Source organism: Streptomyces sp. NBC_00094 (assembly GCF_026343125.1).
GTDB lineage: Bacteria > Actinomycetota > Actinomycetes > Streptomycetales > Streptomycetaceae > Streptomyces.
This window is the reverse complement of sequence record NZ_JAPEMB010000001.1, coordinates 198,207-218,941: the sequence shown is the minus strand read 5'-3', so window position 1 is coordinate 218,941 and position 20,735 is coordinate 198,207. Positions and strand designations below refer to the sequence as shown.

Sequence of the window (20,735 nt, the reverse complement as noted above, 5' to 3'; positions counted from 1 at the left end):
GCCGTCACTCCCGGTCCCCGTCGAGCAGCGAGTACATGAACATGTCCCGACGCTCGGGACCCACCTGCTGCCACGACCGCAACAGCCCCTCGCGCTGGAAGCCCGCGCGCTCCGCGGTCCGCACGGAGGCCGTGTTCCACGGCTCGACATACAGCTCGAGCCGTGGGATCCGCAGCTCCCGCAGGGCCCACCCGGCGACGGCCCGCAAGGCCGTCGCCGCGGCACCCTGACCGCGCGCCGATCGCACGACCCAGTAGCCCAGGGCGGCGCGGCCCTGCGCCGAGTCCCTCAACCACAGCCCGACATTGCCGACAGGACGCCCCTCGGCGTCGACGATGACGAACGGATACCCGGCCCCCGAAGTCGCCCGGTCCCACTGAGCATTTTCAGCGTTGACGCTCAAGGGTGAGGATGGCTGCGGCGATGGCGGTCATGCGGTTGGGGCTGCAGCGGGCCCGGCGGAAGATTCGCCAGGACTTCAGCCTTGCGATGCTTCGTTCGACCGGCGCCCGTGCCGCCGACAGGGCCCGGTTGATCGTCTGCTGGGTCGTGGTGAGGTCCCGGCCGGGAAGCCGTCTGATCGGTGTGGTCACCCAGGGGCCGGCGCCGATGTAGGCGCGGTCGGCGAGGACGGGAACGCCCTGGCGTTCGCAGATCCGGATGATGCGGTGGGTACGGGCCGCGGTCAGGTCGTGCGTGCGGCCGGGCAGCGCGGGCGAGATCCACAGCAGCTTGCCCGCGGCATCCGCCACGACCTGCACGTTCACGCCGTGACGGCGGTGCTTCTGCGAGAAGTCCGCCCGGCTGTCGCCGACCCGGTCACACTCAGCGAGCGTCCCGTCGAGCAGGACGTAGTCCGGATCGGCCTCGCGCAGGACCCGCAGGAGACCGGGCGCCCGGCCGGACAGATGCTCGACGACGGCCGTGACGTAGGCGTGGGCGGTGCCGACGGATATGCCGAAGCCGGCGGCGATCTGCGCGAGCGTGTCGTGCCGGCGAAGGTAGACCAGGCCCACAAGAGCACGCTGGTGGGGCGGCAGCTTGCAGCGGCGGTCACCCTCACGGGTGACGATGAGCATGGATACCCACTCGACCAGAGCATGAGGCAGGTCGAGTGCGGCAGGATAGGGAACCAACGAGGCTCCTGCGCTGATGAGTTGAGACGTCGAACACCTCTCTCAACGGCACAGGAGCCTCGTGCGTTGCGGGACGCTGGCCCGTCACCCGATCAGTGGCCACTCTGAAAGAGCTCACTGTCTCTCGACGAACGCGTGGGCCGCCGACGCGGACCAGGGGCTGGGCACCGTCGTGGTGAGCGGGATGTAGTCGTCCTCGGACGCCTCACGGACGAGAGGTACGTCCGAGAGACGCCACGGGCGCAGCGTGACACCACCGTCGGCGGCGAGTTCGGGTACGTGAAGGGGGCGCTCCATCCGGTCATCGTGCCGGAGGCGGACACCGCTCGCACACGGATATCCACGCGCCCCGAGCCCGGGGCGCGGTGCGCGCTCTCCTCTCGGGCTCGTTGTCAGTCCCCATGGCTAACGTGATCACATGAGTTCTTCCCTGAGCGTGTACCTCCTCGACCCCAAGGCCGCGCGCGCCCTCGTCGGTTCGCGCGACGACCAGCTGCTCCAGGTCGTCCGCGACAGCTTCGGCGACGAGCTGGCCTCCGACGACAGCTGGTTCTCCTCGGAGATAGCGGAGGGTGCCCCCACCGCGCACGAGGCGCTTCGGACGGTGGTGTACGGCGGCCCGTTCCCCGAGGACGGCCGGTACTCCTTCATGTACGGCTACGCGTACAAGCGACTGTGCTCCCTGACCGGGTCCTTCCTCGACAACTCGTGCTTCAGCCCCTTCCGGGGCGACTGGCTGGAGACGGTCGACGAGGCACTGCGCGCGCTGCGCATCACCGCGGTCTCGGTGGCGGAGTTCGGCTCGTACGGCGGATTCCCCGCCGGCGTCCCGTCCTCCGACCTGCCGCGCTGCGGAGAGTGGACGCACGACCGATGTCTGGAGGCGCTGGAGCAGTTCGAGCAGACGAAGCAGGCCGGCCACGCACCGCCGCTGGAACCGGAGGCGGTGGACGCCGTCATGGACGTCATCGGCTGGCTCCGGCACGTGGAGACGCGCCCGGGCTTCGGTGTCGTGGGCTTCGTGTCCTGAAGCGCCGCGCCTCGCTTCCTCAGCTGCCCGCGCCGCGCTCCCTCAGCTGCCCGCCTCAAGCACCCGCCCGCCTCAAGCACCCGCCCGCCTCAAGCACCCGCCCACCTCAAGCACCCGCTCGCCTCAACCGTCCGCTCGCCTCAAGCACCGGCTCAACGACCTCGCGGAGCCCTAAACGGCAGCCTCCTGAGCGGGATCCCGGGATTCCGGGTGATCCGGATCATCGGCCGGGGCGGCGGCGCGCAGCGCCGCCTCGACCTGGCGGTTGCTCGTCATGGTCGACGTGACGGCGGTCATGGTGAGGAGGAGGCCGGCGGCGGCGTAGAGCGGGGTGCGTACGTCGTAGGCCGTGGCCAGCCAGCCGCCGAGGAAGGCGCCGAACGGGGCGGCGCACATGGCGAGCATGCGGGAGGTGGAGGCGACCCGGCCCATCAGGTGGGCGGGGACGATCGTCTGTCGGAGGGAGGGGCCGAGCACCATCGTGGCGCCCATGCCCGCTCCGCAGACGGCGAGCGCGAGGCCGGCGACGTACGGGTTCGGGGCGACGGCAAGACCCAGGATGGCGAGCCCCTCGACCGCGGCCGTGCAGGTGAGCGCGGTGCCGGTGCCGAGCCGTCGGCCGAGGAAGGAGGCGATGCCCGCGCCGAGCAGACCGCCCGCGGCCTCCGCCGTGAGGAGCAGGCCGAAGCCGAAGGTGCCGATGCCGAGACGATCGTGCGCGAAGAGGGCGAGCACGGTCTCCACGGCGAGGAAGGCGATGTTCCCGACCGCCGGACGCAGCGCGAGCCCGAGCAGCAACTGATCCCGGAATACGTACGAGGCGCCGGCCCGCGCCTGCCGCAGCAGCGACTCACGCGCCTGCGGTACGGGCCGGGGTGTGGCAGGCAGCGACCGTACGAGCAGTGCGGAGAGCGCGAACGACACCGCGTCGGCGAGCAGCGGAACCGCCCGCCCGAGCGCGAGCAGGGCACTGCCGGCAGGCGGACCGGCGAAGCCGGACGCGGCGGTCTGGGTGCCGCGCAGGCGGGAGTTGGCGCGCTCCAGGAGCGCGGGGTCCCGGCCGAGCAGATCCGGCAGATAGGCCGTGGCGGCCGTGTCGAAGAAGAGTCCGCCGAGGCCGAGCAGGAAGGCGACGGCCGCGAGCAGCGGAATGCTCAGCACGTCGAGCGCGGCCGCTGCCGCCGGTATCGCGAGCAGCACCGCACGCGCCGCGTCCGCGACCCACATCGTGCGCCGGCGGTCCCAGAGGTCCACCAGTGCGCCGCCGAGCACCCCGAACAGCAGCCACGGCAGCGTTCCGGCGGCCGTGACGACGGCGAGCGCCATCGGATCCCGCGTCAACGTCAACGCGAGCAGCGGCAGCGCGGCATGCGACACCCCGTCACCGAGCGAGGACACCGTCTGCGCAGTCCACAGCCGTCCGAATCCGGTCGGCAACTTCCGAACGTCCGAGGTCACTTGGCGTCTCCTTCGGCCTGCTCGCGCGGTGTCGGGTGGAACAGTGCGAAGACGAGCGACGCGTCCGGCAGTGCCGGATCGGACAGCTCCCGGTACTCGTCCGCCAGTGCCTGCAGCCGCGCCCCCAGCTCCGCGAACTGCTCCTCGGTGAGCCGCAGATGCGCCATCCGCACGTGCCGCTCGGCATCCACCGGGGCTGCCTCCAGGTCGGCCACCGCATGCCGCATCAGCACATCCGGCCCTCCCTCGCCCGGATCCGGCAGCACGATCGACCGCGCGGCCATGGCGTAGTACCGCTCGGTGACCCCCCGGACCTTCCGTGTTCGTACCACCTTCACCAGGCCGGCCCGCTCCAGCAGTCGTACGTGGTAGCTGGAACTCCCCTTCGCAAGCCCCACGCGCTCGGCGATCTGCGTGATCGTCGCCGGCTCGAAGCGGAGCACGGCCATGATCCGGTGACGCGTGAGATTGGAAACGGCGCGTAGCTGCTCGTCGGTGGTGACGTGGAACGTCTCGGGAAGATCATCGGTAGGCATGGGCCTAATGGTCAACACCTCTTGACCATTAGGCAAGGGGTTTGCTCGAACTTCCGGAACCGGCTGTCCAGTACGCGCGGCCCGCTGCCCGCACCGGGGCCGCTCCCTCACCGCGATGGCGCGATACGGCAGCAGGGCCCGGACCGCGCGTCGCGGTCCGGGCCCTGCCCTGTCTGGTGCCGCCCTGCGGCGGTGGTGCGTCAGCTCTGTGCGGTGTCGTCGTCCGCCTGCCCGGCACCCCCGGCTGCGGCTGCCTTCTCGCGCATCTTGCGCACCAGCTCCGCCTTCTGGTCGGCTGCACCCTGGCGGTCGAGGTTGCGGTGGGGGCCGTTGTTCGCCCGTTCGGTGCGGGACTGCTTCTTGCGCTGGCCGCCGCCCTGGCCCACGGGGTTGTTGATGTTCTTGCTCACGGTCATGGGTTCTCCCGGTATTGATGTGAAGTAATCGACGGATTCATCGGTGGGGGACGGGCAGCGACGTCGAAGGGCGTCAGCAGGGGCCTGTCACGCGCTCACTCGTAAATCGGAGTCTGGAAGAACATGACAAAGAGGTTACCCGGTCCCGTCGGCCCCGCACGCCAACCCCTCGGGCCATCGGCATCACCGGGGCTGGTGCAGCCGGATCGCCGCAGGCCGTCCGCCCCGGCCTCGCCGAGTAGCTCCTCCGCATACCGCCCGTACGGCAGAACCCGTTGCCCGCCGTCGAGCCCCGTGGCAGCATCAAGGCTCAACGGTCCGTCTCCTTTCGTTCACGCTGCGCAACGCAGACGAAAGAGTGCGGGCCGTCGCCGTGTCCACGGCTTTCGAGCAATCCACCAAGGTCCGCGAATGACAGGTACCGGTTGATGTACACAACAGAGCTGACAGAAGCGTGCATTGAGGATGCGAGCAACATCTTGGTTGCGCCTTCGACGGTGCAGTCCAACGACTTGATCAGGGACTTCTTCGGGTCCACCATCACGCCAGAGGACCTTGCTTCCGGTGTGCTCGACCTCGCGCGGAAGACCGTCTATCTATGTGGCGACGTATCCGGGATCAGCGGCCGCCACCTGCATGCGGCTGCCCGGGTATGCGTCATCCGGGAGCTATCGCGCGGTTACCGCGAGGGCGTCGAGACATCGTGGACCCTCGTCGACCTCGGCCGAGTTCCCCTCCGCGTACACGGCGTCGGCGTGTACTATCGCCGCTTTTTCGGACTCGACGACGATTACTTCGGACGGATCAGTGGGGAGCATGCGTTCCAGTCCCTGACGGAGTCCACCAAGCCTGGAACAGCCCACCGCAGCGGAATCTATCTGACACCTGTCGCGCGAAACGGTGACGACCTGCATTTCCGCCTGCTTCGGTGCTCCACGAATCTCTCGGGGCCGACCGAGAGTTTCCGCTCGACCGACACGCGCATCGTCGAGGATCTGAACCGCGAGGCCGCAGTCGTCTTCCGGAACCAGGCACCGCTCAATCACGTCCTGGCTCAGATCTACCACAACACCCTTGCCACGGCCGAGCGTAAGCAGTCGAAGGCCAAGATATCGGCCCATGCGGACAAGACCAAGGACATGCCGGTCAATGGCATCATGGCTTTCTGTACCTTCTATGACCGGCTCGACGAGCTGCAGCCCCTGGCGGAAGACCCCTTCGACTACGGTGTGAAGGGTGTCAGTGGGCTGACCAGACTCCACTTTCGCCTCAAGGATCCGACCGAGGAACGCGACGGGGTGACGCTCCCTTCGCAGTTCACCCTGACTCTCTATCCCGGCTCCGTGTTCTTCATGCCGCTGTCCACCAACCGTCTGTATACGCACGAAATCCGGCCCTCGATGTTGGGTGCCGAGTCGCTCCCGACCCGCCTGGGATACGTGGTGCGCTGTTCGGGTGCCGAAGCCGTTCACAAGAACGGCCACACGTTCCTCAAGGTGGCCGGAGACCTGGTGAAGCTGGGTCCCCCCACACCGGCCGGCATGAACGAGCTGCGCAGGCTGTACGCCGAGGAGAACAGGACCTCGTCCTTCATTGACTACGGCGACGAACTTCTCTTCAGTATGAACGCGGGAGACTATGATGCCCCGCGAGTCTAGGATCTCGGATGAGATCCTCTCGTGCGCTTTGCCGACCGAGGAGAATCTCTTTGCGGAGCTGTCCGCGTCGGTTCGTTGGGAAGCCGTAGGAAAAGGCCGGCGAGGGGCCGTGCTCACCAAGGTCGACGACACGGGCGGCGTGCCACTCGTGCGCACTACCAGTCGATACACCGTCCCGACGCAGCGATTCCGGACGGTGCACGAACGGCTGGCGCAACAGATCCAGGAACGTGTGGAACTTTCCGTCGGCTTCAACAACGCACTCATCGAGAGCTACACGAACGCCTACAAAACCATGGGCAGTCATTCCGACCAAGCCATCGATCTGTCCGACGAGTCATTTATCGCCGTCTTCTCCTGCTACGAACATCCCGAAGCGATCCCGTCGAGGAAGCTGATCTTCGAATCGAAGGGGCCCGATGGCGAGAAGTTCGAGATCCCCCTCGCCCACAACAGCTTCGTCGCGTTCTCCGTCGACACGAATCGGCGACTCAAGCACAAAATCGTCTTGGACGCACACGCTCGGGCAGCGGACAATCAATGGTTGGGCGTGACGTTTCGAACGGCGAAGACCTTCGTAAGGTTTCGCGAGGGACATGCATATCTCCCGCAGGGTGCGCGTCTCATGTCGGCCGACGATGAGCAGAGGCGCGAGTTCTATCAACTGCGGCGCCGCGAGAACGAGGAAACGGACTTCGTCTACCCCCTGCTGACGTACACCGTCAGCGAGAGCGATCTGATGCCGCCCGTCTGACCTTGAGGGCTTGAGAGAGGCCCCCATGGGGACACGTGGCGGGAGACCGCGTCGGTGCGTCGCTGTGGATTCTGAGAACGACTGCGAGCTGACAGCCCTGAACGTGTCGGTGAGAAGTGGGAACAGACCGGAGCGCACCACCGGATCACTTTGGCCGGATCAGGGCTCGACAGCCGGCGCGAGACTCCTGAGCATGGCGCAAGACGTAGGGACGCCATGGGATCCCTGGGGTGCTCGTGCCGGGCGTGGTCCCGCCGGAGCTCGTGCGGCGCGAGGTGAGGTGGGGGTTGGGCGACCGTGAAGCGGATCGGTGACTACACGGTCGTTCGCCTGTTGGGCAGCGGAGGTATGGGTTCCGTCTATCTGGCGCGTTCGCGGTCGGGAAGGTTCGTGGCTATCAAGGTCATCCGGCCCGAGTACGCCGCCGACCCCCGGTTCAGGGAACGCTTCCGCCAGGAGGTCGAGGCTGCCCGAAAGGTCGGGGGCTTCCATACGGCGGCGGTGGTCGACGCCGATCCGGACGCCCCGCAGCCGTGGATGGCCAGCGCGTACGTCGAGGGGCCGACCTTGCAGGCGGAGGTCGCCCGGCGCGGACAGCTCTCCGAAGAGCAGCTGTGGCGGCTTGCCGCGTCGCTGGCCGAGGCACTCAAGGCGATCCATGGCCACGGGCTCGTGCATCGCGATCTGAAGCCCGCCAATATCATGCTGCCCCCCGACGGCCCCCGCGTCCTGGACTTCGGGATCGCCCGGGCCTTGGAGGAGTCCCGGCTGACGACCGACGGTGTGGTGGTCGGCACCGCGGGGTACCACTCGCCAGAGCAGGCTCTCGGACGCCCGGTCACGGGGGCGAGCGACGTGTTCGCTCTCGGTGCGGTCCTCGTCTCGGCGTCCGGCGGTAGCGCGTTCGGCCATGGTTCGCCCGCGGGGCTGATGTACCGGGTGGTGCACGAGGACCCGGACGTCTCCACGGTGCCGCCGTCACTACGGCCCGTGGTCCTCGCCTGCCTCCGCAAGGAGCCTTTCCGCCGCCCGAGCCCACTCGAACTGCTCGACCTGTGTGCGGCACACGCCGGGGCCGTGCCGACGCACGACGCCACGGTGCTGGACGACGAACCGCCCCCTCCTACCCCTCCACCGCCGTCGTCGCCCCACCCGCCGCAGCCACCGACAGTGACAGCAGAGAACCCCTCACCTCCCGCTGCCGTGTACTTCGTTCGCAGGTCCGCCTGGTTCCTGCAGATCCTGCGCAACGCGCTCGGGGTGGCCGGACTCGTCGGCGGAGCCGTGCTCAGCGGCACGAACGCCTTCCCCGTCGCGGTACCGGCGACGGCCGGGGTCATTGCCTTCCTGTTGGCCATACGCCTCCTGGGCCTGCTCGGCGCGGCCAAGGAAGGCCTCTCCCTCAGCAGCCGCGGTATCGGACTGGGCCCGCCGAACAACCTCGTGGTCATGCCCTGGCACGAGATCAAGGCCCTGGAACTGACGCGCCATACCGGTTGGACGGAACTGACTGTCCACCTCGACGTGGTACGGCCGATGCCCACGGGTGCCCACCACCCGACCTGGGTCCGCCAGGGCCGCGGCGGTGTCACCCGGATCCGTGCGCGCAGACTCTCCCCTTTCGGCACCGCGCCCCAACTGCCCGACGCAGTGAATGCGTTCGCCAGATGGCAGCGGATACGGGTGAACGAAGGCTGATTCTCGAAGTCGTGAACACAGCCATCAAGCCGACCGCCGAGTGATCCGTAAGAGAGCTCTGCCGTCGACGATCCACAACCGCTCCACCGCGTCCGCCGGGCGCGCGGCGGGTTCGATCGCCGGCAGTGGCCGCAGCCGCTGGATGACCCGGCACACCGTCGCCGGCGAGCAGCCGAACAGGGGCGCGAGCTGCCGCATCGTGAGGTTCGTGCGGTAGTACACGGCCACCAGCAGCACCCGGTCGGCCAGTGCAGGCACCACGGACGGCCGCCACCGGGACCGTTCCCGCCCCGTTCGCGGACGACCTTCAGTAGCCGCTCGAACTGCCGCATCCGCAGGCCCGTGAACGTCTCCACCCATAACGAATCAGCCTTCAACACCCCACGCATACAGGGAAAATGCCCGCCCAACAATCCTCTGCAACACGCATGAGGCCGTGTATCGAAAGCCTCGGATCCTGTCGCAGTCCGACGATGCATTCGGGGAACGCGCCCTTGGGGTGCCACCTCGCCCTGCGGCAACGGCGCAACCTTCTGGGCCGTAGCGGAGTCTGAAGGGGAAACACGGTCGGTCTTAGGAAGGATCCTGTGGACGACGTCCTGGTGACGGCAGTGAAGTGGGCTGCTCGCGGTGTGGCACTCGCCCTCGACTACCTCAATCTGCGCGCTGGCTTCGAGCAGCTCCGACGCGACGCTCGAAAGAGCCGTCGCTAGTGTCCAGCGCGGCCGGCCGCCCCGCGATCCGCGTTCGAGGCGGTTGCGGACCCGGTCAGCAGGAACCGGAATCGTGGCCTTGATCCCGCGTCTGCGCAGGTAGGACCGGTTGCTGCGGGAGTCCTACGCCTTGTCCGCGTGGACCCGATCGGGGCGGACACGTGGCCGGCCCGGCCCGACGCGGGGCACACGGACTCTTTCCAGCACGGGTTCGAACTGCGTCGAGTCCCCCGCGCTGTCCTGCCGTCACCACGACCGATTTGGGCTTCTGCCCCTGCTTGACGGCCAGGTGGAGCTTGGTGGTGAACCCGCCGCGCGACCTTCCCAGGCCGTGCCCGCCGGGCCGCGTCGGCGGTGATGCCGATGTCCGACAGCATCTTCTGCAGGTCACCCTGCTTGCGGGCCGCGGCCTGGTGCTGATGGGCGCGGCACACACTGGAGTCGACGCTCAGGTCCCAGACGATCGCGCCCTTCGAGTCGGCCAGGGACGGGAGCCGGGTGAGGATCCGCTGCGCAGCCTCAAGCAGATCAAGTACCGCCCTGCCCTCGTCGACGGCTGCATCGCTGCCACCGGCCTGACTCTGGATGGCTGACCGTAACCGGGGACCAGTCCCGGATCATGCATCCCAGTCCGCGTAGTCCCCCATTTCCACGTCGTCGCAGAAGGTCTCCCAGAACCCATCGCGCACGAGAGCGGTCTCGTCGATGCCGGAGAGGAGGTCGCGCAACTCTTCCGCCACGTCGTGTGCCTCCTCGTCGCCCTCGGCGTAGAACGGAAAGCGTGCGGACGGGCTGTGCGGAATCCGCAGCCGGTTCCGTCGGCCGGCGGCCTCCCGGCACTCTGACGTCCCGGCCCTCAGCGAAGGAGCAGCGACGGCGGAGCCGGGGCGTTCCGGTCATCCCTGCCGCAACTCGCCGAACCAGCGCACGATCGACGACGTGGCCGCCACATTGGACCCCAGGTGACGCGATCCGTGGTGGCCGACCTCGCCCAGATCGACGACCGGGGCGTCCACGCCGTTCCTGAGCAGAGCCGCCTGGCAGTGCTCGGTGTTGTCGGTGACGGCCTGCTCGTCCCCGGTAGCCATGTAGAGCCGCACCGGGACACGGGGTGCCCAGTCGGTGCACACGGCGTCGGTCGCGCGCAGCGCCTCCGCCAGCGGCCCCGTCGGATGCGCGAGCACCTCGCGGCCGTGCCCGGTCAGCAGCTCGTCCAGAGCGCCCGGGGTGCCCCGCATCAGCTGCTCCCCTGTGTGGGCGCCGTCGAAGAGTGCCTCGACGGTGCCGGCATAGGGGGCCCGGAACACCTCGCCGGGACTGTCGTAGATGTGGTGGAGCCGGTTGAACGCGACCAGGGTGTACGCCGCGTACAGCACACTGGACTTGGGTTCCAGCCTGCCCTCGAGCAGCGCGGGCAACTCGGCGCCACCGAAGTCGTACGCGCCGCTGACCGGTGCCAGCGCGCCCAGTCTGAACCAGCGGTCCTCACCTGCTTGCAGAGCCCGGCCGAGCCCCAGCGCCGCCGAGGCGCCCTGAGAGAAGCCGGTGACCATGACCTCGCGCTCCAGCACATGTCCGGTGCGGGGAGCGAAGGCGCGGGCCGCCCTCAGCATGTCCAGGGACGCCGTGGTCTCGGAGACGATGTCCATCCAGGGGTGCAGACCGGGTCCCTTGCCCATCCCCAGATAGTCGGGCGCGACCCCCGCTGCGCCGGCCGCCGCATGCGCGATCGCCGGCGCGGACACGAACGCGGCACGCCGCATGGACGGGGAATCGTCCTTGTGACTGCCGGTGCCGTGTGCGAAGGAGACCGCACGCAGCCGTCCCTCGCTGCCGAGCGGCAGCACGAGCAACCCGCTTGCCGTGGTGGGTCGTCCGTACGCGTCAACGGTCCGGTAGATCAGCCGGTACGCGACCACGCCGTGCCGAACGGTGTCGTCCTCGAACCCGGCCGCGCCCAGTTCGGCGGCCACGGCCTGCGGGGTCGCGAGCGTGTACAGCTTCTCGGCGGACACCAGCGTGCCTCGGCCACGCTCCTGGTGCGGCGTCTGGGCCTGGGCCTGGGCGGCGGGCGGAGTGGCGGCGGTGGCGGCGGTGGCGGCCGTGGCGACGGCGGTCGGTGCGCTCAGCAGCAGGCCGCAGCAGACGGCTGCCACCTGCACCCGGCGACTGCCGTGGTACCGGGTCTTGTTGCGCGACGACGTCGAGGTGGAGATGTTCACGAGTTCCCCCAAGTGTGGCTCGGTGACTGCCCCTTCAGCCTCACGCGTCGCGACCTTCGGCGCACGGGTGCAGCCCCCCGGGTCCTCCTGGTGCCTGCACCCGCTCGTGTTCTGTCGTCGAATTCACGCCCACGCCCGTGTCGGCGGACAGTGCGGCGACCTGACACTTCACCCACCGCCCCGGCAGGCCGGCGGCTTGCTCATGCGATCATGCGGGCGGCTCTTGATCGGCCGGTGCACAGTCAACTGATCAGACGGTCGAGTGAGAGCCATCGAGCAGTCGAGCAAGAACGGAAGTGTGGTGTGAGCGGGGCTGGGGGGCAGGACGGGTCGTCCGTGTCCGACGAGGAGCGGGAGCGGTTCCTCCGTGAATCGGTGACGGGTGCGGCCGAGGCCCCCGTGGAGCCGTCGGCACGCGCCCGCGAGGTGGAGCGTCGGTTGCGGGAGCGCTCGGGGCAGCCGAAGGGCCGGCGTACGTACTCACCGGCCCGACCCCGACCCCGGCGCACCGGTTGGTACGTGACCGGGTTTGTGGCGGCCGTGGCCCTCCTGGTCGTGGCGCTCTTCCCTCAGCTGGTCGTCGGCCGGCTCGGTGGCGACGACGGCGCGCAGGACAGGGCGCCGTTGGCCGCCGAGTCGGAGGGCCCGCGCGAGGCGCCCGGCGCCGAGCCGGATCTGCGCCCTACGCTCGCCCAACCTTTCCGGGGTTCGCCTGCCGCCCGGTGGGCCGACGGAGCGGCGGGGATCACGGTGCCACCGGCCAGGGCGACCGGCTGGATGGACGCCGCCCAGGTCGAGCGAGCCCTGCGGCAGAGTCGGGACTTCCTGGTGGCTGCGGGGCTCGACTCCCGCGTGCTGCAAGGCGAGCGGCCCACGAAGGCGATCGCGCTGCTGAACCCGCACCAGAAGGACGTGCAGGAGTATCTCCGTACCGCCCTGTCGTCGACGGCGCCCACTCCCGAAACCGACCCACTGCTGTTGTTCAGCCGCTTCCGGCCGGAGCAGGCCCGGCTGGTCGGTGACGTGGTCAAGACGCGCGGTCGACTCACCTATCGGGAGGGGAAGCGCGGGGCGGTCGAGGTGACGGCGGACGTCACCTTCGTGTACCCGGTCACCCCGCCCGGCGACGGTGGGCGTGACGCCGAGGTCGTCCGCGCGATCGTGCGGCGCGAGGTGGTGATGAGCTGGGACGACCCGGCCGAGGTCATCACCGAACCGGGCACGATGTCCCTCGTCTCGTACGCGCTCGACATGACCAACGGCGGCTGCTCCGACCCGACCGGCTACTTCGTGCCGCCCTTCGGCACGGCCGACGAGCAGCCCACCGACGAGTCCCGCCAGGTCGATCCGTACGACCGCAGCAAGCCGATCGACACGAACAACGGCACGACGGACGCGGGCGACGACTGTGCGACCGCCACCCGCTCCTAAAGCGTGTTGCAGAAGGCTGCGGTGTGGGCATTTCCCTTGTATGCGTGGGGTGTTGAGGGCTGAGCCGTTGTGGGTGGAGACGTTCACGGGCCTGCGGATGCGGCAGTTCGAGCGACTGGTGAAGGTCGTCCGGGAACGGGGTGGGAACGGTCCCGGTGGCGGCCGTCCCTGGTGTCTGCCGCTGGCTGACCGGGTGCTGCTGGTGGCCGTGTACTACCGCACGAACCTCACCATGCGGCAGCTCGCGCCGCTGTTCGGCGTCTCGCCCGCGACGGTGTGCCGGGTCATCCAGCGGCTGCGGCCGCTACTCGCGATCGAGCCGGCCGCCCGTCCGGGCGACGCGATAGAACGGTTGTGGATCGTGGACGGCACCCTCGTCCCGGTCCGCGACCGGAAGGTCGGGGCATCTTCACGCAACTACCGGTTCTCGGCGAACGTGCAGGTCATCATCGACGCGGACACGAAACTCGTGGTCGCGGCGGCCCGGCCGGTGCCCGGCAACACCGCTGACGCAAGGGCCTGGCGGGACTCCGGCCTGGCCCAGCACTGCGAAGGCGTGACCGTGCTGGCCGACGGCGCCTACATCAACACCGGACTCGTCGTCCCACACCGCAAACGCCCCGGACGAGCCCTCCTGCCCGGCGAGGAGGAGGACAACGCCGAACACCGCAAAGTCCGGGCCCGCGTCGAGCACGCCTTCGCCCGGATGAAGCACTACAAGATCCTCCGCGACTGCCGCCAACGCGGCAACGGCCTCCACCACGCGGTCCAAGCCGTCGCCCACATGCACAACCTCGCCCTCGCCGCATGAGCAGACAAGCCACGATGCCCGCTCTGACCTGCCCGGACCCGACCTTCTGCAACACGCTTTAGGGCCTGTCTGACAATTCCCGCCGGGTCCGGCCCGCCCGGCACGCACGCTCGACGCACGGCCGAAACGCCCACGTAGCTCCGCTACGTCGACGTGAGCGTAGGGCGAAGCCCGCAACCGCTCCGGGAAGAGCCCGGCCAGCCCGCCCCCTTCGAGCGCCGGCTCCAGACCGAAGTGCGTGAACCCGGGGGCCGCCTGCGGATCGCGGATGACCAGGTGGTCGACCCCCGAGGCCGCGGCGAAGGCCACGACCGCCTCCAAGTAGGCGGATTCGACGGGGCCGTGGTCGCTGGTGGGGTTCTCGGCGCCGATGTAGCTGCCGTACTCGTCACGATCGGCAGGGTCGTACGTGGTGATCCGATGCGCGAAACGCGGCACGCCGACTCCCGTGGTCGCTGACAGGGTTGACCGGGCAGGTCGGTCCGACGACCGGGCCGCGCACGGTGAAAGAGGCCGATCGCCATGCGCTCGTCGCCTCGCGCCTCGCCGACTCCGAGGATGTCCGTCGGACTCGCCCTCCGCAAGCGGGATTCCTCCGGGAAATGCGCATGCGGCGGGGTGCGGGGCGCTCCTATGATCATGAGCGGGATGGGGCTCGTAGCGCAGCGGTTGTCGCGCCTTCACCGCATGTGGGAGGACGCCGGTTCGAATCCGGCCGGCCCCGTCCCCGCGTTCGCCGTGGCCGCCCAGGAGCGCCGGCACGGACCGGTAGGCGCCCGGACCATCAGGGGATCACGGTGGGACGGGCCTTCTGTGCCGGATCATCCTCAAGGAAAGAGCAAGCTTGATGACGAAGGAAATCACCGACCGCCAGGACCGGCGCGTGGTGCTCGAAGACATCACCGACGAGAACTGGCGCGACGTCGCCGACGTGGCGCCCGCCGACGACCAGCGTCGGTTCGTGGCCGCCCTCGGTGCGCGCTACCTGCTGCTGTCCCTGCGCGGCGGACTCTGGAACTCGCTCGCGGTCCGGGCCGGTGACGAGGTCGTGGGGCATGTGATGTGGGCGTACGACGACGAGGACGGCACCCACTGGATCGGCGGCATGGTCGTCAACGCCGCCGAGCAGGGGAAGGGCGTGGGCCGTGCGACGATGCGTGCCCTGCTGCGCCGTCTCGCCGCGCTGCCGGACTGTACGGAGATCCGTCTCTCGTACCACCCCGACAACGCTCCCGCCGCCGCCCTCTACACCGCCCTCGGCTTCACGCCCACCGGCGACTTCGAGGACGAGGAGATCGTGGCCTCGGTGAGCGCGGAGGCCGTGGAGGCCATGGAGGGTGTTGCGGCCTGAACGGGTGGGGGTGAGTGGTGCTTCGCGTCGTCGCGCGCCGTCAGGCGTTCAGGCGCCGTCGAAGGTCCAGGACGCGATGTCCCGGTAGCGGATCGGTGCCGGGCCTCGGCCGAAGTTGCTGCCGACGAGGTGGAGGCGTTCGGTCGGCCATCGGCGGCCGGCGAACGAGGCGAGCCCGTCGGCGACGGTCACCACGCTGGTCGGGTCGTCACGGCGGGCGCGCGCCAGGGTCAGGTGGGGGCGTAGCGGCCGTTCCGGGAAGTCGATACCGCACTCCTTGACCACGGTACGTACGTCGGTGGCGAGCCGCTGCAGTCCGTCGACGTCCCCGTCGATCCCGCTCCACAGCACCCGATCGTCGAAGTGCCCGCCGCCGCGCAGTGCCAGTTCGAGCGGTCGGTGGGTCGCCGCGAGGTGCGCGAGAGGCGGCCGCAGGAGCGGCACCGCCGTGACCGGGAGTTCCCCGAGGAACGCCAGGGTGATGTGCCAGTCCTCGATGCGGTTCCACCGCATCCGGGGGTACGCGTCGTAGGCGGGGCGCAGCGCGTCGGCCAGCTCGTCCTTCGCGTCGTCGGGCGGGGCGAGGGCGATGAACACGCGCACGGTCGCGCTCAGGGGGCCTTCGTCCACGTGCTCGGTCATCGTCCGTTCCCCGCTCGCGGTGCGGTCTGCACCTCGTCTCCCACCGGACCTGATGGGTATCGAGTGCGGCGTGTCGTTCCTGGGAGCGAGCGTATGCGTTCGCGCGGACGGGAGCGGCGTCGGGGGTATGCGTCCGGTCGGTCGTCCGGTCGTCCGGTCGTCCGGTCGTCCGGTGGTCCGGTGGTCCGGTGGTCCGGTGGTCCGGTGGTCGGTCGGTCGCGGTCGCGGTCGCGGCGGACGGTTCCGGCCCCGCCCCGTCCCGCCGCGTCCCCGGGTCCCCCCGTACCCCTCAGTTCTCCGCGCGCGGAGACTCCTCCGGGATGAGCCGGAACTCCTGGAGCAGTTCCCCGATCTCCGTCGCGTCGAGCCTGTGGAGCAGCCGGTCGCGTACGAACGCGGGGCCCGGGACCTTCAGCTCCTCGCCGTCGCGCAGGCGGCTCATCGCGGCCAGCAGCTTGCGGACGTCGTAGGTCGAGTTGAAGACCTCAGGGACACCCCGCTCGATGCCGAGGAGCTGGTAGACGGCCTCCATGCCGGTGCGTACCGAGTACTCGGTCGTGAAGACGGTGTCCCGGGTCGTCTCGGCGAACTGGCCGATGAACGCGAAGTTGACCGCTCCCTCGGGCACCACGGCGGGCCGGTCGCCCGCCCGGCGGGGCAGGAAGAACGACGTGACGTACGGCATCATCACGGGCACGCACCGGGCGCCGCTCGCCGCGAGCTCCGGGATGTCCTCGACGGGGACGCCCAGGTGGTACAGCCACTCCTGGGTGATCTCCTCGCCGGTGCACTCCTGCATCGGCTTCCGCACGTAGTCACCGGGCCGGTCGGAGAAGAGGCCGTAGAGCCAGACGACGATCTGGTCGGCCGGCTGCTGCTTGAAGTGCGGTTGCCGGTTGACCGTCCAGCTCAGCAGCCAGCCCGAGTCCTTGACGGTCACGATGCCGCCCGTGACCACCCGTCCGCTGAACGGGTCCCGTTTGGCGATCTTCCGGATGTAGTGGGGGATCCGCGGGTCCAGCGTGGTGACCGTGGCCGACTCCCACTTGCTCTCGGGGATGTCCTCGCAGAAGACCTCGGGCCGGCCGAAGGAGGGGTCATGGCGGGCGATGCGGCGCCACAGGTCCCAGGCCGGCGCGGGGCCCCGGTCGAGTCGGGCGGGGGTGTGGTGGTCGCCGTTGTCGGAGTTCTCCGTGAGCGAGCCGATCGTCGTGAGGACGAGGTCGTCCTCGCCGAGGTCGACACCGCCCGGCGCGCCGCCCTCGATCCAGTGGATGCGGGTGGCGACCTTCCGCTCCGCGGAGACGTCGAAGTCGATGTCGGTGACCTCCGTCTCGAAGCGGAAGGTCACGCCCTGGGCCATGAGCCAGCGCGTCAGAGGCAGCACGAACGATTCGTACTGGTTGTACTTGGTGAACTTGAGCGCGGTGAAGTCCGGCAGCCCTCCGACGTGGTGGACGAAGCGGTGCAGGTACAGCTTCATCTCCAGGGCGCTGTGCCACTCCTCGAAGGCGAACATCGTCCGCCAGTACAGCCAGAAGTTGCTGCGCAGGAAGTCCTCACCGACGACCTCGTCGATGCGGCGCCCCTCCATCTCCTCGCGGGTGGCGAGGAAGAGCTTGACGAGGTCCTTCTGCGCCCGGTCGGAGAGGGTGAACAGGCCGCCGGTGTGCGCGTCCCGGCCCTGACGCTCGGTCACCCGCTGGAGCGAGGAGTTCGGGTCGTCCTTGTCGAGCCAGTAGAACTCGTCGAGCACCGACGCACCCTCGATCTCGATCGAGGGGACTGACCGGAAGAGGTCCCACAGGCACTCCATGTGGTCTTCCAGCTCACGGCCGCCGCGGATGACGAAGCCCTTTCTCGGCACGTTGATGCCGTCGAGGGCGCCGCCGGCCAGTTCGAGGCGCTCAAGGATCGTGATGCGGTTCCCCGCGACCTGTCCGTCCCGGATCATGAACGCCGCCCCCGCGAGGGAGGCGAGCCCGGCGCCGACGAACCAGGCGCTCTTCCGGTCCGCGCCGGCGGGCTTGCGCGGTCGCGCGAACGCCTCGTAGTTGCCGCTGCTGTAGTACACCCTGCTCCCTCCACCGCTGCGCCCCGGGCGGATCTCCGCCAGGGCGTGGTCCGCTCCATTCACGCGCGGAGGCGGCCGGGCTGCACCCGACGGACGGCCGAACGAGTGAGGCAGGGGCGGTCGGAATGTTCTCGGCGCCTTGAGCGGCCGGAATGTGAGGGATTGGCACCTCTTGCGGGAGGGGGTCGAGGCATACAGGAGAACTGATGCTGCCGCAGGGGTTGTCAGTGCAATTTCACATTACTATGTTACAGCGCACACGGTGTGGTGAACCCCAGCCGTACGCCGTGCGAACCACAGCACCTCTTGTTCCCATCCCCGCGCATACCCCCCTCAACAGCAGGAGTTCTGTTGTCTCTCCAGACACGCGTGCGCTCGTCCTTGCTCGCCTCCGCCATCGCGGTGACCCTCATGGCCTCCGCCGGCCAGTCCGCCGTCACGGCGGCGGGTTCGGACGACCAGCCCGCCACGGCGACCCCGCTGGCGGGCCCGGCAGCACCGCAGGCCCAGCCCCAGGCCAACCCCTTCGACGAGGTCGACCACCTCGCCAACGCCACCGTCAAGACCTTCGGACCGGCGCCCGCCCCGGGCGGTCTCGCCAACGGCCGCGTCGCCGGCAAGGCCAAGGCCACCACCACGGCCGCCACCAAGACCACGGCCAAGAGCACCGCCAAGGCCGACACGGCCGCGCGCTCCCTCGCCGCGGACGCCGACACCACCGCGGCGGGCGTGCCCTGCACCCTCAACGGGGTCACCGGCCTCTCGCCGGAGGCGTTCGCGGACTTCCTCGCCGACCCCGCGGTCACCGTCGAGTGCGTGAACAGCATCGTCTGGACCTGGGACGCCCGGCTCGTCCCCGTGATGTCCGACGCCCACGTCCAGGCCGTCGCCCGTCGCATATCGAGCCTCGCCGCGTCCCATGACGGGAACAACTCCTCCCACCTGGAGCAGATGTTCACGTACCTTCACGCCGTCGTGTACCACGACTTCTCCCGCGGCGAGATCGACGTCACCGACGCCGCGACCGTCGGCACGATCACCAAGGCCGTCACCGACTTCGGTGCCGCCGCGCGCACCTTCGACGTCACCAAGAGCAACGCGACGACCCTGCGCGAGGCCCTCTACGCCGCGAGCGGCCCGGGCCTGCGCGCCCCCCAGATCGGCCTGATCAAGCGGGTCCTGGCCACCATGGACCCGTCCCACCCCGCCACCAACCAGGACGCCTCCTGGGCGGGTGCCGCGCTCGCCGGGCTCTCCGTCAACTACCTCGGCGTCTACTCGGGCAACAACGACTCCGCCTTCCAGGCCGCCGCCGCCGCGGACCCGGCGTACCGCGCCCTCTTCAAGGCCTTCGCGGGCTACAGCCACCTGAAGGGCACCGTCAACGACTGGGTCGCCCGTGACGCCCTCAGCGAGTACGGCCGCTTCGGCCAGATCGCGTCCCTCAAGACGGAGATCGTCGCCGCCCTGGGCCCCCTCCTCGGTCAGACCGTGACGACCTTCGGCCGCGGCAGCCAGCAGTGGGGGAAGATCGTCTCCTGGCTCAACTACTTCGAGGCGTGCCAGCCGTACGGCGTCTGCAAGGCGGACATCGAGGCGCAGATCTTCCCGTACACGTACACGTACGACGGCGGCAAGATCAAGGTCCGCACCGGCCTCGACCGCGCCACCGTCGACCAGCTCTACTACGCCAGCAAGCAGGTCAAGGCGCAGTACCACCGCGTCATCGGCACCGAGACCCCGCTCACGGGCGACGTCAACACCACCCTGAACATCGTCCTGTACGGCTCCCGCGCCGACTACGAGATCTACCACCCGATCATCACCCCGTACGACACGAACAACGGCGGCATCTACATCGAGAACGGCGCCACGTTCTACACGTACCAGCGCCGCGTCCCCCAGGACTCCAGCCTCACCCTGGAAGAGCTCTTCCGTCACGAGTACGTCCACTACCTCAACGGCCGCTTCGCCGTCCCCGGCACCTTCGGCCAGGGCCCCTGGTACCAGGGCGACCGCACCACGGCCATGGACGAGGGCACGGCCGAGTTCTTCGACGGCGCCACCCGCGACAACGGCATCGCCGTCCGCAAGTCCCTGGTCCGGGGCATCATCAACGACACCGCCGGCGGCGGCCCGCGCATGAGCGTGAACCAGATCCTCCGCGCCACCTACAGCGGCGACGGCTTCCGCTTCTACAACTACGCGGGCACCTTCTTCGAGTTCCTGTGGACCGAGCGCCCGACGCTGCTCCGCGAGATGTACACCCACCTGCGGAACGACGACGTGACCGCGTACGACTCCTGGCGCTCGCGGCTCGGCGCCGACAGCGGTCTGCAGCAGGCGTACGACCGCTTCCTGGACACCCAGATCGCCAAGGTCGACACCCTGTACGTGCCGAACACCACGTACACGGCCAACGGCTACCTGCGCGACGTGGACGTCTCGGCCGTCAGGACCGCCTTCGCCAACGCCACCGCCAACACCCCCGACTGCGTGGAGGCGGGCGAGTACGGCAAGCGCCGCTTCGTCTGTACCGGCCGGATCACCGCCAACCTGTCCGACGCGAACAACTCCGACAAGGTCTTCAAGGACATGTCCGAGACCGTCGACTACTTCATCCTCGACCGGGCGGGCGCCGTCTCCAACAACCTCGCCGACATGAACTGTTCCTTCGGCCCCGTCGACATCTGGCCCTCCCGGGTCGCCGGCACGTCGAGCTTCAACTGCGAGGGTCCCCTGCGCAGCTGATCCCCTGCTGTCCGGGCCGGCCTCACCCACGGGGGAGGGGCCGGCCCGGCTTCC

At 69.3% G+C, this 20,735-nt stretch carries 18 protein-coding genes, 1 tRNA gene and 2 pseudogenes; 9 read left to right on the top strand and 12 right to left on the bottom strand.

Features of this window, described 5'->3' with window-relative positions:
* Window positions 1–4: 4 nt before the first annotated feature.
* From OG580_RS01055 to OG580_RS01045, 3 genes are all read right to left on the bottom strand, one after another.
* On the bottom strand, window positions 5–403 hold the full coding sequence (locus OG580_RS01055) for a GNAT family N-acetyltransferase (RefSeq protein ID WP_267041723.1): 399 nt from the start codon (window positions 401–403) through the stop codon (window positions 5–7).
* Entirely contained in the window at window positions 387–1,136 is a 750-nt protein-coding gene (locus OG580_RS01050; protein WP_267041591.1) for a transposase, read from the bottom strand. The genes OG580_RS01055 and OG580_RS01050 overlap by 17 nt, the downstream gene beginning before the upstream one ends.
* A gap of 114 nt (window positions 1,137–1,250) precedes the next feature.
* Window positions 1,251–1,433, bottom strand: a complete 183-nt coding sequence (locus OG580_RS01045) for a hypothetical protein (protein WP_267041722.1) — start codon at window positions 1,431–1,433, stop codon at window positions 1,251–1,253.
* Window positions 1,434–1,554: 121 nt separating this feature from the next.
* On the opposite strand from OG580_RS01045, the gene OG580_RS01040 reads away from it, so the two are divergent.
* A complete protein-coding gene (locus OG580_RS01040; RefSeq protein ID WP_267041721.1) occupies window positions 1,555–2,166 on the top strand; it encodes a hypothetical protein in 612 nt (203 codons plus the stop codon).
* A 171-nt stretch (window positions 2,167–2,337) separates the two neighbouring features.
* On the opposite strand, the gene OG580_RS01035 is transcribed toward OG580_RS01040, so the two are convergent.
* The 3 genes from OG580_RS01035 to OG580_RS01025 all read right to left on the bottom strand — a co-directional run bounded on the left by OG580_RS01035 (window position 2,338) and on the right by OG580_RS01025 (window position 4,576).
* Window positions 2,338–3,624 (bottom strand): MFS transporter, encoded by a 1,287-nt coding sequence (locus tag OG580_RS01035; RefSeq protein ID WP_267041720.1) that lies wholly within the window; start codon window positions 3,622–3,624, stop codon window positions 2,338–2,340.
* Window positions 3,621–4,160 (bottom strand): transcriptional regulator, encoded by a 540-nt coding sequence (locus OG580_RS01030; RefSeq protein WP_267041719.1) that lies wholly within the window; start codon window positions 4,158–4,160, stop codon window positions 3,621–3,623. The genes OG580_RS01035 and OG580_RS01030 overlap by 4 nt, the downstream gene beginning before the upstream one ends.
* Before the next feature lie 200 nt (window positions 4,161–4,360).
* On the bottom strand, window positions 4,361–4,576 hold the full coding sequence (locus tag OG580_RS01025) for a DUF6243 family protein (protein WP_267041718.1): 216 nt from the start codon (window positions 4,574–4,576) through the stop codon (window positions 4,361–4,363).
* A 428-nt stretch (window positions 4,577–5,004) separates the two neighbouring features.
* On the opposite strand from OG580_RS01025, the gene OG580_RS01020 reads away from it, so the two are divergent.
* The 3 genes from OG580_RS01020 to OG580_RS01010 all read left to right on the top strand — a co-directional run bounded on the left by OG580_RS01020 (window position 5,005) and on the right by OG580_RS01010 (window position 8,686).
* The gene (locus OG580_RS01020; RefSeq protein ID WP_267041717.1) at window positions 5,005–6,234 is read left to right on the top strand and encodes a hypothetical protein; all 1,230 of its coding nucleotides are present in this window, start codon (window positions 5,005–5,007) and stop codon (window positions 6,232–6,234) included.
* Window positions 6,218–6,988: a hypothetical protein gene (locus tag OG580_RS01015; protein ID WP_267047847.1), complete on the top strand. Its 771-nt coding sequence runs from the start codon at window positions 6,218–6,220 to the stop codon at window positions 6,986–6,988. Before OG580_RS01020 ends, OG580_RS01015 begins: the two co-directional genes overlap by 17 nt.
* A gap of 297 nt (window positions 6,989–7,285) precedes the next feature.
* Entirely contained in the window at window positions 7,286–8,686 is a 1,401-nt protein-coding gene (locus OG580_RS01010) for a serine/threonine-protein kinase (RefSeq protein ID WP_267041716.1), read from the top strand.
* A 30-nt stretch (window positions 8,687–8,716) separates the two neighbouring features.
* On the opposite strand, the pseudogene OG580_RS01005 reads toward OG580_RS01010, so the two are convergent.
* From OG580_RS01005 to OG580_RS00990, 4 genes and pseudogenes are all read right to left on the bottom strand, one after another.
* Window positions 8,717–9,075 (bottom strand): annotated as a pseudogene (locus OG580_RS01005) (transposase family protein); the annotation flags it as partial.
* 604 nt (window positions 9,076–9,679) lie between these two features.
* A pseudogene (locus tag OG580_RS01000) lies at window positions 9,680–9,845 on the bottom strand (IS5/IS1182 family transposase); the annotation flags it as partial.
* A gap of 171 nt (window positions 9,846–10,016) precedes the next feature.
* Window positions 10,017–10,139, bottom strand: coding sequence for a hypothetical protein (locus OG580_RS00995; protein ID WP_267041715.1), 123 nt, complete (start codon window positions 10,137–10,139; stop codon window positions 10,017–10,019).
* Window positions 10,140–10,295: 156 nt separating this feature from the next.
* Entirely contained in the window at window positions 10,296–11,621 is a 1,326-nt protein-coding gene (locus tag OG580_RS00990; RefSeq protein ID WP_267041714.1) for a lipase, read from the bottom strand.
* A 336-nt stretch (window positions 11,622–11,957) separates the two neighbouring features.
* Between OG580_RS00990 and OG580_RS00985 the strand changes: the two genes are divergently transcribed.
* From OG580_RS00985 to OG580_RS00970, 4 genes are all read left to right on the top strand, one after another.
* Window positions 11,958–13,052, top strand: a complete 1,095-nt coding sequence (locus OG580_RS00985) for a hypothetical protein (protein WP_267041713.1) — start codon at window positions 11,958–11,960, stop codon at window positions 13,050–13,052.
* Window positions 13,053–13,092: 40 nt separating this feature from the next.
* Window positions 13,093–13,863, top strand: a complete 771-nt coding sequence (locus tag OG580_RS00980) for a transposase family protein (protein WP_267041712.1) — start codon at window positions 13,093–13,095, stop codon at window positions 13,861–13,863.
* A gap of 650 nt (window positions 13,864–14,513) precedes the next feature.
* A tRNA-Ala gene (locus tag OG580_RS00975) sits at window positions 14,514–14,587 on the top strand.
* Between the two features lie 123 nt (window positions 14,588–14,710).
* Window positions 14,711–15,214 carry an N-acetyltransferase gene (locus OG580_RS00970; protein ID WP_267041711.1) on the top strand — a complete coding sequence of 168 codons (504 nt, stop codon included), beginning with the start codon at window positions 14,711–14,713 and terminating at the stop codon, window positions 15,212–15,214.
* A gap of 48 nt (window positions 15,215–15,262) precedes the next feature.
* Here OG580_RS00970 and thpR read toward each other — a convergent pair whose 3' ends face one another.
* Window positions 15,263–15,856, bottom strand: a complete 594-nt coding sequence (gene thpR / locus OG580_RS00965) for an RNA 2',3'-cyclic phosphodiesterase (RefSeq protein WP_267041710.1) — start codon at window positions 15,854–15,856, stop codon at window positions 15,263–15,265.
* Between the two features lie 289 nt (window positions 15,857–16,145).
* Window positions 16,146–17,930 carry an oleate hydratase gene (locus tag OG580_RS00960; RefSeq protein WP_267041709.1) on the bottom strand — a complete coding sequence of 595 codons (1,785 nt, stop codon included), beginning with the start codon at window positions 17,928–17,930 and terminating at the stop codon, window positions 16,146–16,148.
* Window positions 17,931–18,341: 411 nt separating this feature from the next.
* On the opposite strand from OG580_RS00960, the gene OG580_RS00955 reads away from it, so the two are divergent.
* Entirely contained in the window at window positions 18,342–20,681 is a 2,340-nt protein-coding gene (locus OG580_RS00955; protein ID WP_267047846.1) for a collagenase, read from the top strand.
* Window positions 20,682–20,735 lie beyond the last annotated feature (54 nt).